Origin of the sequence: Geobacillus sp. FJAT-46040 (genome assembly GCF_002335725.1) — a bacterium.
GTDB lineage: Bacteria > Bacillota > Bacilli > Bacillales > Anoxybacillaceae > Geobacillus > Geobacillus thermoleovorans.
Genome location: NZ_NISS01000001.1, coordinates 904,559 through 920,087 on the forward strand (window position 1 = coordinate 904,559; position 15,529 = coordinate 920,087).

The 15,529-nt window shown below is 52.9% G+C and carries 17 protein-coding genes and 1 tRNA gene; 13 read left to right on the top strand and 5 right to left on the bottom strand.

What is annotated here, in order from left to right:
- Window positions 1-6: 6 nt before the first annotated feature.
- From CD000_RS04900 to CD000_RS18700, 8 genes are all read left to right on the top strand, one after another.
- Window positions 7-522, top strand: coding sequence for a DoxX family protein (locus CD000_RS04900; RefSeq protein WP_096225012.1), 516 nt, complete (start codon window positions 7-9; stop codon window positions 520-522).
- 254 nt (window positions 523-776) lie between these two features.
- On the top strand, window positions 777-2,432 hold the full coding sequence (locus tag CD000_RS04905) for an AMP-binding protein (protein WP_096226233.1): 1,656 nt from the start codon (window positions 777-779) through the stop codon (window positions 2,430-2,432).
- A 59-nt stretch (window positions 2,433-2,491) separates the two neighbouring features.
- A complete protein-coding gene (locus CD000_RS04910; protein ID WP_096225013.1) occupies window positions 2,492-4,039 on the top strand; it encodes an acyl-CoA carboxylase subunit beta in 1,548 nt (515 codons plus the stop codon).
- 332 nt (window positions 4,040-4,371) lie between these two features.
- Window positions 4,372-4,656, top strand: coding sequence for an autorepressor SdpR family transcription factor (locus CD000_RS04915; RefSeq protein WP_044743727.1), 285 nt, complete (start codon window positions 4,372-4,374; stop codon window positions 4,654-4,656).
- On the top strand, window positions 4,643-5,290 hold the full coding sequence (locus CD000_RS04920; protein WP_096225014.1) for an SdpI family protein: 648 nt from the start codon (window positions 4,643-4,645) through the stop codon (window positions 5,288-5,290). Before CD000_RS04915 ends, CD000_RS04920 begins: the two co-directional genes overlap by 14 nt.
- A 24-nt stretch (window positions 5,291-5,314) precedes the next feature.
- Window positions 5,315-6,097, top strand: coding sequence for a YhfC family intramembrane metalloprotease (locus CD000_RS04925; protein WP_096225015.1), 783 nt, complete (start codon window positions 5,315-5,317; stop codon window positions 6,095-6,097).
- Entirely contained in the window at window positions 6,094-6,462 is a 369-nt protein-coding gene (locus CD000_RS04930) for a VOC family protein (RefSeq protein ID WP_096225016.1), read from the top strand. Before CD000_RS04925 ends, CD000_RS04930 begins: the two co-directional genes overlap by 4 nt.
- A 92-nt stretch (window positions 6,463-6,554) precedes the next feature.
- The gene (locus CD000_RS18700) at window positions 6,555-6,692 is read left to right on the top strand and encodes a hypothetical protein (protein WP_198962486.1); all 138 of its coding nucleotides are present in this window, start codon (window positions 6,555-6,557) and stop codon (window positions 6,690-6,692) included.
- A 48-nt stretch (window positions 6,693-6,740) separates the two neighbouring features.
- Here CD000_RS18700 and CD000_RS04935 read toward each other — a convergent pair whose 3' ends face one another.
- Complete coding sequence (locus CD000_RS04935; RefSeq protein WP_025948849.1) at window positions 6,741-6,923, bottom strand: small acid-soluble spore protein H; 183 nt, start codon at window positions 6,921-6,923, stop codon at window positions 6,741-6,743.
- A 206-nt stretch (window positions 6,924-7,129) separates the two neighbouring features.
- Between CD000_RS04935 and bioF the strand changes: the two genes are divergently transcribed.
- Window positions 7,130-8,302: an 8-amino-7-oxononanoate synthase gene (gene bioF / locus CD000_RS04940; protein ID WP_096225017.1), complete on the top strand. Its 1,173-nt coding sequence runs from the start codon at window positions 7,130-7,132 to the stop codon at window positions 8,300-8,302.
- A gap of 92 nt (window positions 8,303-8,394) precedes the next feature.
- Here bioF and CD000_RS04945 read toward each other — a convergent pair.
- The 4 genes from CD000_RS04945 to CD000_RS04965 all read right to left on the bottom strand — a co-directional run bounded on the left by CD000_RS04945 (window position 8,395) and on the right by CD000_RS04965 (window position 11,994).
- Window positions 8,395-8,468, bottom strand: a tRNA-Pro gene (locus tag CD000_RS04945).
- A gap of 367 nt (window positions 8,469-8,835) precedes the next feature.
- The gene (locus CD000_RS04955; protein WP_233130398.1) at window positions 8,836-9,153 is read right to left on the bottom strand and encodes a Uma2 family endonuclease; all 318 of its coding nucleotides are present in this window, start codon (window positions 9,151-9,153) and stop codon (window positions 8,836-8,838) included.
- Window positions 9,154-9,303: 150 nt separating this feature from the next.
- Window positions 9,304-10,440 (bottom strand): IS110-like element ISGka2 family transposase, encoded by a 1,137-nt coding sequence (locus tag CD000_RS04960; RefSeq protein ID WP_096224841.1) that lies wholly within the window; start codon window positions 10,438-10,440, stop codon window positions 9,304-9,306.
- 417 nt (window positions 10,441-10,857) lie between these two features.
- Entirely contained in the window at window positions 10,858-11,994 is a 1,137-nt protein-coding gene (locus CD000_RS04965; protein ID WP_096224841.1) for an IS110-like element ISGka2 family transposase, read from the bottom strand.
- Between the two features lie 557 nt (window positions 11,995-12,551).
- Here CD000_RS04965 and CD000_RS04970 point away from each other — a divergent pair.
- The 4 genes from CD000_RS04970 to CD000_RS18070 all read left to right on the top strand — a co-directional run.
- Window positions 12,552-13,127, top strand: coding sequence for a Uma2 family endonuclease (locus tag CD000_RS04970; RefSeq protein WP_096225018.1), 576 nt, complete (start codon window positions 12,552-12,554; stop codon window positions 13,125-13,127).
- Between the two features lie 162 nt (window positions 13,128-13,289).
- Window positions 13,290-14,216 (top strand): glutaminase A, encoded by a 927-nt coding sequence (gene glsA, locus CD000_RS04975; RefSeq protein ID WP_096226234.1) that lies wholly within the window; start codon window positions 13,290-13,292, stop codon window positions 14,214-14,216.
- Between the two features lie 13 nt (window positions 14,217-14,229).
- Window positions 14,230-14,634, top strand: a complete 405-nt coding sequence (locus tag CD000_RS04980; protein WP_020279271.1) for a hypothetical protein — start codon at window positions 14,230-14,232, stop codon at window positions 14,632-14,634.
- A 668-nt stretch (window positions 14,635-15,302) separates the two neighbouring features.
- A partial coding sequence (locus tag CD000_RS18070; protein ID WP_033013094.1) for a UPF0236 family transposase-like protein occupies window positions 15,303-15,529 on the top strand: 227 nt, incomplete at its 3' end.

Consider the following 15,529-nt stretch of genomic DNA (forward strand, 5'->3'; position numbering starts at 1 on the left):
AACAAAATGGTTGTCAAATGGCTGCGCGAACACGTCACAGCGTCGTGGTTGATGATGGTGTTCCTGTTGTATTTAGGGTATGAGTGGGTAATGGCGGGATGGGGGAAAATCACGCAAGGGTTTGACGCCACCGGATTTTTAAAAGGAGCGTTGGCGAAGGCCACGGGCGAACACCCGGCCGTGCAAAGCTGGTGGGCGGGCTTTATCGAAAACGTAGCGCTGCCGAATGCCGGATTGTTCAACTTCCTCGTGCCATGGGGTGAATTTCTCGTCGGGATCGCGCTCATTCTCGGATTGTTTACGACGTTTGCCGCACTCATGGGAGCTGTCATGAACTTCGCCTTCATGTTCTCGGGCACGACGAGCACGAACCCGCAAATGGTGCTGCTCACCGTCTTCATCCTCGTCGCCGGAGCCAATGCCGGACGCTACGGTTTCGATCATTGGGTGCTGCCATATCTCCGCCATTGGTGGACGGATAAAACGCATCGTCCACACCGACCGGCGGCAACGCATCAATGACCGCCATCAAGCCGCGTGCGCTGCTTCAGGCTTCCTCCTTTTCCGAACGGCCGCTCCTTCTCCAACGTGGAAGGGGGCGGCCGTTTGCCGCGTCGGAGAAAATAGTTTGGCTGTTCGAGAAAGGAAATTGACGAATGACGGCGAAATGATATGCATATGGATGAAGCAGGAGACGTGAACAAGTGTTTGAAAGCGTTTTCTAAAAAGGGGACATACTAACCGTTCAGTATTTTTAATAAGGGATGGTGAAACGGATGAACAAAACACGCCCGTATTGGCCGAGCGGATTGCCGAAGAAGCTCCACTATGTGCTCGGCGAACATCCGCTCTATCATTATTTGCGTCACCGCGGTGAACGCGAGGAAAACGAGCCGGCGTACATCTTCTACAACAAGGTGGTCACTTGGGGAACATTGCTGGATCACGTCCGCCGTTTTGCCCGCTATTTGCGGGAAAAAGGGGTGGAAAAAGGAAGCTATGTCGCCTTGTACATGCAAAACTGTCCGCAATACATCATCGCCCACTTCGCCATCCAGCAGTTAGGCGGCGTCGTCGTCCCGCTCAACCCGATGTACCGGGAATCGGAGCTCGCCTATTTTTTCGCTGAAGTGCCGCTTGTCGGCATCATCGCTGGGGAAGAAGGATTATCCCGCATTCAACAAGCTGAACAACAAACGGCGCCTCTGTCGTTTATCGTAACGTGCCACTACGGCGATTACGCCGATCCGGCAGGGGGCATCCCGCTTTGCGCCGAGCTTGTGCAACCGAAAGAGGCGGTGAGCGCCGCGGACGATTTTGCGGCCATCATCGCCGCCTATCCGCCGCTTGATGAGACCGCTTCTATTGACTTATGGAACGATGTCGGGTTGATCATTTTTACATCGGGTACGACCGGTCGGCCGAAAGGAGCGATGCTCACCTATGGCAATGCGCTATTTAAGACGGCCGCATCCGCCCAGGCGAACCGGCTGACGGAAAAACGCGAACAGCTTATGGCCCATGCCCCGCTTTGCCATATTGCCGGCATGGTGATGGGACTGAATACGCCGGTGTACACGGGACATCCATGCGTGCTGTTTACCCGCTTTGACCCGCTAGCGACGATCAAGGCCATCGAAACGTACAAAGTCACGGCATGGTACAGCATCGCGCCGATGAATGCGGCCATTTTGCAAGTGCTGTCAACCACCTCTGCCGACTTGTCGAGTTTAAAACGCAACTTGGCGACGAGCTTCGGTCTGCTGGTGACGAAAGACCTTGCCGAGCGGTGGGCGGAAGCGACCGGCGGCTGCCTGTTGTACGAAGCCGCCTACGGGCTGAGCGAGACGCATACGTGTGACACGTTTATGCCGGATGACCGTGTGAAATTTGGCTCGTGCGGCATCCCGACGTATGAGACGGACATTCGCATCATCGATCCGGAAACGAAACGGGAGCTTGGGCCCGGACAGTCGGGGGAAATTGTCGTGAAAAATCCAGGTGTCTTTAAAGGCTACTTTCGCCGTGATGACGCGACGAGCGAGACGCTGAAAGATGGGTGGGTGTACACCGGTGATATCGGGTATGTCGATGAAGACGGCTATTTGTATTTCCAAGGGCGGTTGAAAGAAATGATTAAAGTGTCCGGCTACAGCGTCTTTCCGGAAGACGTCGAGGCACTGTTGAACGAACATCCGGCCGTCAAGCAATGTGCGGTCATCGGCGTGCCTGACCCGATGAAAGGGGAAGTGCCGAAAGCGTTTGTCGTTCTCCATGATTCGTACAAAGGAAAGGTGGCGCCGTCTGACTTGATCGAATGGGCGAAAGCGCATATGGCGGCGTTCAAATATCCGCGCTATATCGAGTTCATCGATGAACTGCCGGCGACGCCGTCAGGCAAAGTATTGCGAAAGCTGCTTCCGAGGGAATAACATCGCGGCGGGGTTTTGGCGCGGGCCGCCCCGCCTTTTTCTGGAAAAGGGGGATCACGATGGAGAATTTGCGGCAATTAACAGACGAATTGATGGCGAAAAAAGCGCGCGCCGCGCTAGGCGGCGGCGAAGAAAAGATCGCCAAGCAACACGCGAAAGGGCTGCTGACGGCTAGAGAGCGGATCGACCTGCTTGTCGATGCCGAAACGTTTATCGAGTTCGGACAGCTGAACACATCCGACCAGCCCGGCTTGGAAGAAACGACGTACGGAGACGGGCTTGTCGCCGGCATCGGCAAAGTGAATGGCCGCTCGGCGGTCATCATCGCCGGGGATAAAACGGTGCTCGCGGGAACGGAGGGGAGCGTTCATTTGCGCAAGTCGCGGCAGATGCATGCGTTGGCTGTCAGAAACGGCTTGCCGATGTTTTTCCTCCATGAAGGCGGCGGGCTGCGCATGCCGGATGGAATGGGGGCGGACGGGATCAGCGACAAATTGTTTCCGCGCGAGCTGCTCACCCACCACCGGCAAGCGCCGACGATGGCGGCGATTTTAGGGGACAGCTACGGCGGTCCGACATGGACGGCGGTCAGCTGCGATTTTGTCACGCAGCTGAAGGGGACATGCATGGCGATCGCTGGGCCGCGCATGCTCGAGCTGGCAAACGGGCAGCGCGTTTCTCCAGAAGAGCTTGGGGGCGTAGACATTCATTACCAGTATACAGGGCAAATTGACGCCGATGGCGAGACAGAGGCAGAATGCATCGAGCAACTAAAAAGGTTTTTTTCATACATGCCGCAAAACGCGAACGAGCGGCCGCCGATGCGGAAGACGGACGATGACCCATACCGGATGGTTGAGGAAGTGTTTTCAATTTTGCCGGACAAACGTAGCCGCGTCTATGATATGCGAAACATCATCGCCTGCCTTGTTGATGAAGGGGACTATTTTGAGTACCAGAAACAATTCGGCAAGGCGCTGATCGCCGCTTTGGCGCATCTGAACGGTCATGTGGTCGGCATCATCGCCAATCAGCCCAATCAATATGCAGGAGCGCCCGGGCCGCAGGAATGCCAAAAGGCGACGGAATTCATTTGCTTGTGCGACTCGTATCATATTCCGCTCATCTTTTTGCATGACACGCCGGGGTTTCGCATCAGCGTCGAGGCGGAAAAAGCGAAAATGGCGACGAAAATCATGGTGTGGAATCAGGCGCTTGCTCTATCAACTGTCCCGAAAATTTCGGTTGTCATCCGCAAAAGCATCGGGGCGGCGTACGGCAATATGTGCGGACCGGGGATGGGAGCGGATGTGGTCGTCGCTTGGCCGAGCGCGGAAATCAATTTCACCGGTCCGGAAGTTGGAGTGAATGTTGTATACGGCCGCGAGCTTGAACGCGCCGACAACCCGCATGAGCGGCGTCAAGAGTTGCTTAAGCAGTGGTCGTTTGACAGCTCGCCGTATGAGGCGGCGCGCAAACATTTGATCGACGATGTCATCCATCCAGCAAAGACGCGGAAATTCCTTTGCCAGACGCTTGAATATTTGCTTACATCCAAGCGCGAAAAAAGCGAGCGGCTGCTCGCCGCTTGGCCGACGGGGTTTTAATGGAAGTTAATGGGGAATCCCCCTCTGCCAGTGGTGGAGGGGGCTGTGCTTGGCTATTTCTCTTCCATGGAGGGAGAGCAGCCGCCCATCGCATGTGAGATATGAAAAGTCGGAACATACATTGACAATTCAATGGAAATGGAATATTCTTTAATTAGAAAGATGTCTAAATATCGAATGTTTTTGTCTGTATTTAGATAATTTTCTAAATGCCTAACTATAGACCGGCATGAAAAGTCGGTTGCATGCGCCGCACGCGAAGCTGTGATAAACGAAAGATGCCCCTTTAGCGGTTTATCCAACGAAAACTCGTTTGCAAGGTGGGATCGCTATTGTCATTCAACGAAGCGTTTAAAGCGATCGCCGATCCGACGCGGCGGAAAATTTTATCCTTGTTGCGGAATGGGGAGTTGACGGCAGGGGAGATCGCTTCGCATTTCGATATGCAAAAGCCGAGCGTCTCGCATCATTTGAAAATTCTCAAGCAGGCTGATTTGGTGCAAGACAGGCGTGAGGGACAGCATATCTACTACTCTCTGAACACGACGGTGTTTCAAGATTTGCTGCGCTGGTTTTACGATTTTGTCGAAAAGGGGGAGAGACATGGTGAACGTTAGCCGGCTGACGATCGTGTTGACGGTTCTCGCTTATTTCTTGAGTTTGGCCGCCCTTCCGTATTTGCCGGATCAAGTGGCGATCCATTGGAATGCATCAGGGGAAGCTGACGGCTTCAGCAGCAAATGGTTTGGCGCGTTGTTGCTGCCCGTTCTCATGACGGTGTTCACGTTTTTGATGGCGGTCTTGCCGAAGCTCGACCCGAAAAGAGAAAATTACGCCCGATTTCAAACAAGCTATCGTATGGTCAACGCGGCGCTTTCCTGCTTTTTCTTGGCGCTGCATGCCGTGACGTTGGCGTACAATCTTGGATTTTCCATCGATGTTGGGGCGGTCATGCCGCTTGGCATCGGCGGCCTGTTTCTTGTCACCGGAAATTATATGCCGAAAATCAAACACAATTATTTCATTGGCATCCGCACACCGTGGACATTAGCGAGTGAGACGGTTTGGCATAAAACGCACCGCCTTGGCGGCAAGGTGTTTATCGCGATGGGGATTTTGTCGATGCTCACCGCGTTTTGGCGCGGAGAGATGAGGGCTGTTTTGTTTCTCGTCATCATCGTTGTCGGCAATTTGTATCTCATCGTTCAATCGTTTCTTTATGAGCAGCAAGAACAGCGCAACCGTTCATAAATAAGCGGCAGGGGGGAGAGGGACGTGGGAATGATCGGTGCGGCGGTGCAGCTTGCCATTTCACTGCTTGTTCCTGTTGGTCTCGCATGGTACGGGAGAAAAAAAGGATGGCTTTCATGGAAAGCGCTCGGCGTCGGGGCTGTTGTGTTTCTCGTTTTCTCACAAGTATTGGAAAAAGCGCTGCACATCGCTGTGCTCGAACCGGGCCGGCCAGCGTTAAAAGGAACAGACAGCGTTTGGCTCTTTGTCCTGTACGCCGCGCTCGCCGCCGGCGTGTTTGAAGAACTTGGCCGCTATGTCGGGTTCCGTTGGCTGCTAAAGCAACATCGCGGATATGGCGATGGTTTATCATTCGGGCTTGGGCACGGCGGGACGGAAGCGGTGTTGCTCGGGGTGGTTGGCGCGGTCAACGTCATCGTGCTTGCGAGCTTGATTCAATCCGGATCATTCGACAAAACGATCGCCCCGTCGCTTCCGGCAGAGCAGGCGGAGCTGATCAAGGAGCAAGTGTTGCACACGCCGTTTGCGATGTACGTGTTAGGCGGCTTGGAACGGCTGTTTGCGCTTACAGTGCACGTGGCGCTGTCGCTCCTCGTTTTGCTCGGCGTGCGTCAGCGGCAGTTCCGTTATGTCCTGTACGCGATTTTGCTTCACGCGGCGATGGACGTGATGCCGGCGCTTTACCAAGCGAAAGTGGTCACGAACGTTTGGGCGGTCGAAGCGGTGCTGCTTGTTTGGGCGATCGCCGCTGTTTCGTTCATTCGCCGCATGAAACCGGCATTCGAACAGGGAGGAGAGAAACGATGATTCGTGTAAAACGGCTTGACCATGTGCAAATTTGCATTCCGTTTGGCGCCGAAGACGAAGCGCGCGCCTTTTACACCGGTGTGCTTGGTTTTCAAGAAATCGAAAAGCCGGAATCGCTGAAAGGAAACGGTGGACTTTGGTACAAAGTCGGCGATATCGAGCTCCATATCGGAGCAGAAAACCGCGACGGCTACAACAGCAAAAGCCACCCCGCTTTCGAAGTGGAAGATGTGGAAGCGGCGCGCCGTTATTTGGAAGAGCACGGCGTCGCAACGCAAGACGAAAAACCGATCCCAGGAGTGAAGCGCTTTTCATTTCGCGATCCGTTCCGCAATCGGATCGAGCTGTTGGAAAAAATCAGGTGAAACCGTGCTTGAGGCGAGAAGGGCCGCTTTCCCCTTCGCTATCGTAAACCCGTCTCATTTGGGGCATGCTAGGGATGAAGGAGGGGAGGGCGATGAAACGGAAACCGGACAACCAACGCGCCGGGCATCCGGCCCGCGCCGCCGACACACGGACGGCAGGCCGAGCAGCGATGAAGGAACAAACGGTGCAAGAGGCCTACAAAGAGCGGGAAGAGCTGACGGCCGATTAAATCAAAAAGCGGGAGAAAGGACGCGTCCTTTCTCTCGCTTTTTTGCGGTTAAGCATGCTCTTGTAAGCTTGCGACCGGCACGCTTTGCTTTTGATTCGGGTTGTCAAGCGGGTGAATCGTTGCTACGCCTTTTTGCTGATCGACATGCTCAATGTAAATGCGCTGGCCGTTGTACGTGACGTTTGCCATCACCGGCGACGACGCGATTTCTTGCGCCCGACGGACATCCATCTGAAACACCTCCTTATTTGCCGATAACACGCATAGTATGACATGTTTGCGATTGAACTATGCATGTGGCTGAGATCGGAAAGAATAATTTCCAAAACAATGTGCTAAATAATCAATTAACAAAACCGATCATCTTTTCCTAGCCGATTTGCGGATTTTAATGTAAACTATTTTTTATGAACAGTTTACATAAAAGGGGGATAGGGATGAAAACCGAACTAACCGCCCAACTGCTCGAATGGGAACAAAAAGCGCAAAAACGCCAGCTGCGCCGGGCAGAGGCGTCAGGCGCTACGGTCATCCTGAACGGAAAGCCGATGTTGAATTTAGCGTCCAATAATTATTTAGGGTTGGCGGATGATAGGCGGCTGATTGAGGCGGGCTGTGAGGCGTTGCAGGCCTATGGAGCCGGAGCGGGCGCGTCGCGGCTCGTCGTCGGCAATCATCCGCTCTATGAGCGGGCGGAAGCCGCGTTGAAACAGTGGAAAAAAGCAGAGGCGGCTCTTATTTTCAACAGCGGCTACACGGCCAACATCGGCGTGTTGACAGCTTTAATTGGCCGAGATGATCTTGTCTTTAGCGATAAGTTGAACCATGCGAGTTTAATTGATGGCATCCGCTTGAGCAAAGCCGCCTGTTTCCGCTACCGACATCATGACATCGATCAGCTGGAATCATTGTTGAAGCAATCTCCGCCCGCGAAGCGGAAATGGATCGTCACCGATGCCGTCTTCAGCATGGACGGCGATATGGCGCCACTCGAGGAGCTGGTCGAGTTGAAGCGGCGCTACCGCGCGATATTGATTGTCGACGAAGCGCACAGCGGCGGCGTGTTCGGACCGAACGGTGAAGGGCTGCTTCACCATTTCGGGCTTGAGAAGGAAGAGGATGTGATCGCCATCGGCACCTTCAGCAAAGCGCTTGGCAGCTTCGGAGCGTATGTAACGGGAGAGCCGTGGCTGGTCGACTATTTGATCAACAGCGCCCGCAGCTTGATTTTTACAACCGCCTTGCCGCCATCGGTCCTTGCCGCCAATGAGGCTGCCATTCATATTGTCCAAGCTGAGCCAAAGCGGCGCGAGCGGCTGCACGCCCTAAGCGAAAGATTCCGCACCAAGCTGAAGCGGCTTGGGTTTGACACAGGCGGCAGCGAGACGCCGATCGTTCCCGTGATCGTCGGTCCGAACGACCGAGCCGTGGCCATGAGCGAGCAGCTGCAAGAAGCTGGCATCGCGGCCGTCGCCATCCGGCCGCCGACCGTCCCTGAGGGGACAGCGCGCATTCGCTTTTCCATCACCGCCGCGATGACGGAAGAAGACATTGATATGGCCGTTGACTGCATCGCTTTGGCGGGGAAGCGGATTGGACTGATTTCGTAGGAGGAAACAGCATCATAATGATGGAACTGATGGAACGTGGGGGAAGAAAAACAAAAAACCAGCCGAACGTTTTTTCGGCTGGTTTCCTTCGATCGGGATGACAGGATTTGAACCTGCGACCCCACGCACCCCATGCGTGTGCTCTACCAAGCTGAGCTACATCCCGAAATGGATGGTGAGACATTTCCGATTATACAAGAAAAGTAGGACAAAATCAATGGCGAATTTTGCGTTGAGTTGGAAAAGGATGCCGTTGAAAGACTAGCGGCATCCTTGTTGCTGACAAGTCTGTGTTTTTCTGTTTTCACGCTCCTTTGAACGTATCTTCCTCTGTCTACCCGCCCCTGCTTTTGCGACAGAGAATTCGCCATTGATTATACGGCAAAGCATGCAAGATGTCCCGCTAAAGAACTCGTGATTGGAAACGAGTTGTTCAGCAGAGACTCTTTTTAGGTTGAGAAACTTTGCAAAATCGACTCGCCTTCCGCCACAAAAACCGCCGATAGGCCGAAAAGAATTGTTTTCCCCGTCTTCTACACGCCTTGGAACACGAGCGCGGTGTCAATCGTTCCGATAACAGAATCGAACGTTTCTCCGCAGGCGATGATGGTCTCGGCGTATCGATCATGTTCGAGTGTGCACTGACGGATCGTTTTGTTGTATGGGTCGGCGATCCAGTATTCTTCCACTCCGTAGGCACAGTACAAATCTTTTTTCAGCGTCACATCGATTTTGTAGGTTGACGGGCTGACAACTTCGATGACGATGAGCGGCCGCCCCTTATAGCCGCCGATGATTTTTTCCGGCCGTTCGCAATAGACAGCGACATCCGGCTGGATAAACTCGTTCATCACTTTTCCGTGAAAATCCCCACCACTTGGTGAGTGCGGTATACGCTCCTGATCCGTGAGGGTATACTGAAAATGGCCAAAAAAGGCAATAGGAAAGCAGAGGTGCCCGATTTTAGGCATCTCGTATAACCTGTCTGCCTTTTGGCTAGACTAAATAAGTTGTGGTTGGCGGAACGGCTCTTTGCGGGAGATCATGCAAAAGATGATCACCAACATCCGCCGAGCTGTGGCGATGAGGGCTTTTTTCTTCCCGCACCGGGCCGCCAACGACCAAAACTTTCGGGACAAGGGATGCGTCTTGGATCGAGCTGCTGACCATGCCGCCTCGCATAACGCCGATCGGAGATGGGGATTGCCTTTTGTCGTGCGCGTGCTCTTTCGCTTTCCGGCGCTTTCATGGTTGCCGGGGGACAATCCAGTCCATGAAGCCGCCCGTTCCGGCGTTTCAAAGACGCTCATGTCGGTTCCCATCTCGGCTATGATGACGGCGGCGGTTTGTTTTTTCACTCCGGGCATGGTCATCAACAGGTTCACTTCCTCGCGATACGGCTCGAGCAGGCGGTCGATGTGTTGGTCGACTTCTTCGATGAGCCGCTCCAATTCCTCAACGTGTTTCCACAAGAGGCGAAGGAGACGGAGCTCGTGTTCGGTCAAGGTGCCGAGCAGCGAATCGTACACCGCTTGCTTTTTCTTTTTGAGCCTTCCGCGCAGGCATTGATCCAACTCGTCCTTGTCCACGTATCCCTTCTCAAGCAGCCGGGCGAGGATGTCTTTTCCGGAAACGCCGAAGAGATCGGAGAGGACCGAGCCGAGTTTGACATTGGAAGACTCGAGCACTTTTTGAATCCGGTTTTTCTCCGAAGTCAGCTGTCCGACCCACTTTTTGCGGAGGCGGGTAAAATCCCGCAATTCGCGAATATCCGCTGGGGGGACGAAACTTTTTTCAACGAGTCCATGGCGGAGCAGCTTGGCGATCCACTCGGCGTCAGAGACATCGGTTTTTCTTCCCGGGACATTTTTGATCCGCTGCGGATTGGCCAGTGTCAAGTCGACATAGCCCTCGAGGAAGGCAAAGACCGGTTTCCAATACACGCCGGTGGATTCCATGGCGACATGGGTGACCCCATGTTCTTCGAGCCACTCGAGCAGGTCGCCAAGTCCTTTCGAGAACGTGGAGAAGGTTTGAATGTCCTTTTGAATGTGTCCATCTTCTTCCCATAGCGCGCAGGCGACGATGGTTTCGGCATGAACATCCAATCCTGCGCAGCGAGGATAGATGACATCCATGATGAAAATCCTCCTTTTCGATGATCGAGTGCGCAAACAGCGAATCCACGGGAGAAATGCGGCAGTTTTCCGTTCGTCGTCACCTTTCCTCTATCACAGGAAAGGGCGGACAATGGGTGGTGCACCCAGTGGATTCAAACACTTTTCCGTACAGGGTCTAAGCCACCATTAAGCATAACGTCCTGTTGAACTGTTTGCGCCTATTCTTCATTATGGGAAGAAAAGGGGGATTTTCATGCCCGCAAAAATTGCAAAAATTGCTCATGGAACTTTTCCGTGGAAATCCCCACCACTTGGTGAGTGCGGTATACGCTCCTGATCCGTGAGGGTATACTGAAAATGGCCAAAAAAGGCAATAGGAAAGCAGAGGTGCCCGATTTTAGGCATCTCGTATAACCTGTCTGCCTTTTGGCTAGACTAAATAAGTTGTGGTTGGCGGAACGGCTCTTTGCGGGAGATCATGCAAAAGATGATCACCAACATCCGCCGAGCTGTGGCGATGAGGGCTTTTTTCTTCCCGCACCGGGCCGCCAACGACCAAAACTTTCGGGACAAGGGATGCGTCTTGGATCGAGCTGCTGACCATGCCGCCTCGCATAACGCCGATCGGAGATGGGGATTGCCTTTTGTCGTGCGCGTGCTCTTTCGCTTTCCGGCGCTTTCATGGTTGCCGGGGGACAATCCAGTCCATGAAGCCGCCCGTTCCGGCGTTTCAAAGACGCTCATGTCGGTTCCCATCTCGGCTATGATGACGGCGGCGGTTTGTTTTTTCACTCCGGGCATGGTCATCAACAGGTTCACTTCCTCGCGATACGGCTCGAGCAGGCGGTCGATGTGTTGGTCGACTTCTTCGATGAGCCGCTCCAATTCCTCAACGTGTTTCCACAAGAGGCGAAGGAGACGGAGCTCGTGTTCGGTCAAGGTGCCGAGCAGCGAATCGTACACCGCTTGCTTTTTCTTTTTGAGCCTTCCGCGCAGGCATTGATCCAACTCGTCCTTGTCCACGTATCCCTTCTCAAGCAGCCGGGCGAGGATGTCTTTTCCGGAAACGCCGAAGAGATCGGAGAGGACCGAGCCGAGTTTGACATTGGAAGACTCGAGCACTTTTTGAATCCGGTTTTTCTCCGAAGTCAGCTGTCCGACCCACTTTTTGCGGAGGCGGGTAAAATCCCGCAATTCGCGAATATCCGCTGGGGGGACGAAACTTTTTTCAACGAGTCCATGGCGGAGCAGCTTGGCGATCCACTCGGCGTCAGAGACATCGGTTTTTCTTCCCGGGACATTTTTGATCCGCTGCGGATTGGCCAGTGTCAAGTCGACATAGCCCTCGAGGAAGGCAAAGACCGGTTTCCAATACACGCCGGTGGATTCCATGGCGACATGGGTGACCCCATGTTCTTCGAGCCACTCGAGCAGGTCGCCAAGTCCTTTCGAGAACGTGGAGAAGGTTTGAATGTCCTTTTGAATGTGTCCATCTTCTTCCCATAGCGCGCAGGCGACGATGGTTTCGGCATGAACATCCAATCCTGCGCAGCGAGGATAGATGACATCCATGATGAAAATCCTCCTTTTCGATGATCGAGTGCGCAAACAGCGAATCCACGGGAGAAATGCGGCAGTTTTCCGTTCGTCGTCACCTTTCCTCTATCACAGGAAAGGGCGGACAATGGGTGGTGCACCCAGTGGATTCAAACACTTTTCCGTACAGGGTCTAAGCCACCATTAAGCATAACGTCCTGTTGAACTGTTTGCGCCTATTCTTCATTATGGGAAGAAAAGGGGGATTTTCATGCCCGGGTGGAGAGCAAAAATTGCTCATGGAACTTTTCCGTTCTTTTCGAGTTTCACGGACAAGTTTGAAATCGGTTGACATGGGCTTTTTCCTTTGATCATGGAAACAAGATTGTCGCAAACGATTTGATGTTCCCATGACGGGGACGGGGACATGTTGATGGCTTCTTGCATGCTCCTCACCTCTTTTTCATTTCTTTTTCATTATACTTGAAACCGGTCTCCCTTGCCTACAACGGGTTGTTGAGAAAAAGAAAACGCTAGGTTGCCAGGTGGTATTCAAGTATACTAAAAGAAAAAGGGGAAAGGAGGCTGTTTTGATGCCGATGCCGGAAAAAGGGCAGCCGTTCACTTATGCGCAATACATGATGCTCGACGAAGATGTACGCTATGAGGTCATTGACGGCCAAGTCTTCAACATGTCCCCCGCTCCGACGCCGAAACATCAGGCGGTGCAACGTGAATTGTTGGTGGAATTTGCGGTATATTTGCGGGGGAAAGAATGCACCGTATTTGGCGCTCCAATCGACGTTTGTTTGGCGGAGAGAGATGATCCGGAACAAATTCGTGAATGGGTTGAGCCGGATCTTGTCGTTGTCTGCGACAAAAGCAAAATTCGCGAAAAACGAATTGTTGGCGTGCCGGATCTCGTTGTGGAGATTATTTCAAAATCGACGGTTCGCAAGGACAAAATTGTCAAATTTCACCGTTACGAGCGGGCAGGGGTGAAAGAATATTGGATTGTCGATCCGGTGAATGAGACGATTGATGTCTATGTGCTCGAAGAAGGGAGATTCCGCCATCAAGGGATGTATGTCCGCGATGATACGATTCCTGTCCGCATGTTTCCCGGATTTGCGATCGAATTGAAAAACGTGTTTGCCGAAGAAGGATAAGAAAAACGGCTGCTGTTCAAACAGCAGGCTCAGGTTGCTGCCTTGAGAGGAGTGGGGCGGTTTTTTGCCGGCGGTCCGCTTGGTGAGCCCCGTCGGAAACCTCAGCTGTTTGAAGCGTTTGGGCATAGAAACGGAAAAAATAGGCGATACTAACCATCGGTGATGCTTGTGTACAACCAAGAAGAACTGGTCCGCTTTGTCGAAGAAGCGAAGCAGTACGCCCGCTACGGAAAAGTGGCTGACTACATCCCCGCCTTAGGCAAGGCGAACCCGAATGAGCTGTCGATCGCCATTTACACGCCGGATGACGAGGTGGTAAGCGCCGGGGATGTGACGGTGAAAGTGACGCTGCAAAGCATTTCCAAAATTATTGCGCTCGCCCTTGTGCTCATCGACCGGGGCGAGGATGAGGTGTTCCATAAAGTCGGCATGGAGCCGACGGATTATCCGTTTCATTCCATTGCCAAATTAGAGGAAAAGCCTGCCAAGCCGCTGAATCCGATGATTAATGCCGGCGCGCTTGTCGTCACGTCGATGATTCAAGGCAACTCGGTGTCCGAACGGCTGGAACGGCTGTTAGCGTTCGTCCGCCGTCTCGCTGGCAACGAACGCATTTCGTACTCCGACGAAGTGGCTCGCTCCGAATTTGAAACCGCGTTTTTAAATCGTTCGCTTTGCTATTTTCTCAAGCAGCATCGTATCATTGATGAAGATGTCGAAGAGCTGATGGAATTGTACACGAAACAGTGCGCCATTGAGATGACGTGCATCGACTTGGCGCGCATCGGCTTGGTGCTCGCGCTTGACGGACGCGATCCGCATTCGAGTGAGCCGCTCATGCCGCTTGATGTCGCCCGCATTTGCAAAACGTTCATGGTCACGTGCGGCATGTACAACTCATCAGGTGAATTTGCCATCAAAGTCGGCATCCCGGCGAAAAGCGGCGTCTCGGGCGGCATTCTCGCTGCCGTGCCCGGGCGGTGCGGCATCGGCGTTTTCGGCCCGGCTCTCGATGATAAAGGGAACAGCTTGACCGGGGTGAAACTGCTCGAGCGGCTGTCAAAAACGTATTCATTAAGCATTTTCTAAGGAGGAAATCACGATGAAAACATTTACGGTCCAGTTTCACCGCGAAGACGACGTCGAAGCGATGAACGTCGGCAAGTTGAGCCAAGAGGATTTTGACAAGGCGACCGAAGGCGGGACGCGGCATCTGTTTGACCTTGACACGAACATCGGCTATTTCGTCTTTTTTGACGCCGAGGACAACGAAGGCAAGGTATCGTATTTAATGCTTCAATACGAAGAAGACAGCGAAGACCCGAGCGCGTGCTACAGCTTTGAGCTGAAAGACTTTTACGAATTTATGGCGCTTTACTTAAACGACCTTGAATTCGCCGACGAAGAAGAAATGGCGGAAGATGGCGAAGAGGAATACGGCCCGATTCACCATTTAGCCCATTTGCTTTATCATATCGTCGAGGAAGGGAAGACGGTGGAGGTATGAGGCATATCCCAAGCCAAACGGCTTGGGATTCTTTGTTTATAGGGCAAAAAAAGAATTTGGGGGCTTGACGAACGATTTTACGGCGATGTAAGATGGTCTTGTAATCGATTACATAATAAGCCGACAAAGCGGACAAGGGCGCGATGCTGATAGACAGGCTGTCTTCATTGAAAAGGAGAAACGGAAAACGATGCCCGCTTTTCGGCTTTTGGCGAGAAAAGAACAGACAAGCGAAAACGAGGAGGATTCGCCCATTTGTATGTAATCGATTACAAACAATCGATGCATAGACAAGCAGTGGGGGATGCCAAGTCAAACGTCAATGGATGTCATGTCCAGGAGGTGATTGGGGCAGTCGAAGCAACCACTATACGCGATGCCATGCGGTGTTTGACAAATCCAAAATTTAACTTAATTAGGCGAGAAGACTCCCACTTCAACGAAGCGAAGCGGAGTAAGTGGGAGATGAATCGCCTTAAGTGTGAGTAAAATATTTGTGGGTGACATTCAGGAATGATTCCCCGACGAGGGTTGCGAACTTTTGTTCGCGACGCTCGTCGGGGCCACCAAGCGAAGCGCGGTGGAAAAAGCAAATGTCGTGCAAAAAGGACTCTCTCCCTGCTATGATGGTGATGACCAACATCCATAAAACAGGAGGGAGAGAGTCCATGAAACATCTTACCACAGAATGGCCTTTATTAAAAGAGCTGGAGGAACAATTAGTCAGAACTCTTCAAAAGGTGTTCGCTGTCTTGTTGGCGGCCCTTTTGGAGGAGATTGATCAACAACTGGCGGAAGCGCGGGACAAGCGCCGGTATCAGCTGAAAGACAAACGGCCGACCACGATCCAAACGCTGTTTGGAGAAGTGACGTTTCGACGGAACTACTACTATGA

Excerpts from the sequence above, each read along its gene's own strand:
- CD000_RS04900 (WP_096225012.1), top strand. The coding sequence starts at position 7 with ATGGTTGTCAAATGGCTGCGCGAACACGTCACAGCGTCGTGGTTGATG.
- CD000_RS04905 (WP_096226233.1), top strand. The coding sequence starts at position 777 with ATGAACAAAACACGCCCGTATTGGCCGAGCGGATTGCCGAAGAAGCTC.
- CD000_RS04910 (WP_096225013.1), top strand. The coding sequence starts at position 2,492 with ATGGAGAATTTGCGGCAATTAACAGACGAATTGATGGCGAAAAAAGCG.
- CD000_RS04920 (WP_096225014.1), top strand. The coding sequence starts at position 4,643 with ATGGTGAACGTTAGCCGGCTGACGATCGTGTTGACGGTTCTCGCTTAT.
- CD000_RS04930 (WP_096225016.1), top strand. The coding sequence starts at position 6,094 with ATGATTCGTGTAAAACGGCTTGACCATGTGCAAATTTGCATTCCGTTT.
- CD000_RS18700 (WP_198962486.1), top strand. The coding sequence starts at position 6,555 with ATGAAACGGAAACCGGACAACCAACGCGCCGGGCATCCGGCCCGCGCC.
- CD000_RS04935 (WP_025948849.1), bottom strand. The coding sequence starts at position 6,923 with ATGGATGTCCGTCGGGCGCAAGAAATCGCGTCGTCGCCGGTGATGGCA.
- bioF (WP_096225017.1), top strand. The coding sequence starts at position 7,130 with ATGAAAACCGAACTAACCGCCCAACTGCTCGAATGGGAACAAAAAGCG.
- CD000_RS04955 (WP_233130398.1), bottom strand. The coding sequence starts at position 9,153 with ATGAACGAGTTTATCCAGCCGGATGTCGCTGTCTATTGCGAACGGCCG.
- CD000_RS04960 (WP_096224841.1), bottom strand. The coding sequence starts at position 10,440 with ATGGATGTCATCTATCCTCGCTGCGCAGGATTGGATGTTCATGCCGAA.
- CD000_RS04965 (WP_096224841.1), bottom strand. The coding sequence starts at position 11,994 with ATGGATGTCATCTATCCTCGCTGCGCAGGATTGGATGTTCATGCCGAA.
- CD000_RS04970 (WP_096225018.1), top strand. The coding sequence starts at position 12,552 with ATGCCGATGCCGGAAAAAGGGCAGCCGTTCACTTATGCGCAATACATG.
- glsA (WP_096226234.1), top strand. The coding sequence starts at position 13,290 with ATGCTTGTGTACAACCAAGAAGAACTGGTCCGCTTTGTCGAAGAAGCG.
- CD000_RS04980 (WP_020279271.1), top strand. The coding sequence starts at position 14,230 with ATGAAAACATTTACGGTCCAGTTTCACCGCGAAGACGACGTCGAAGCG.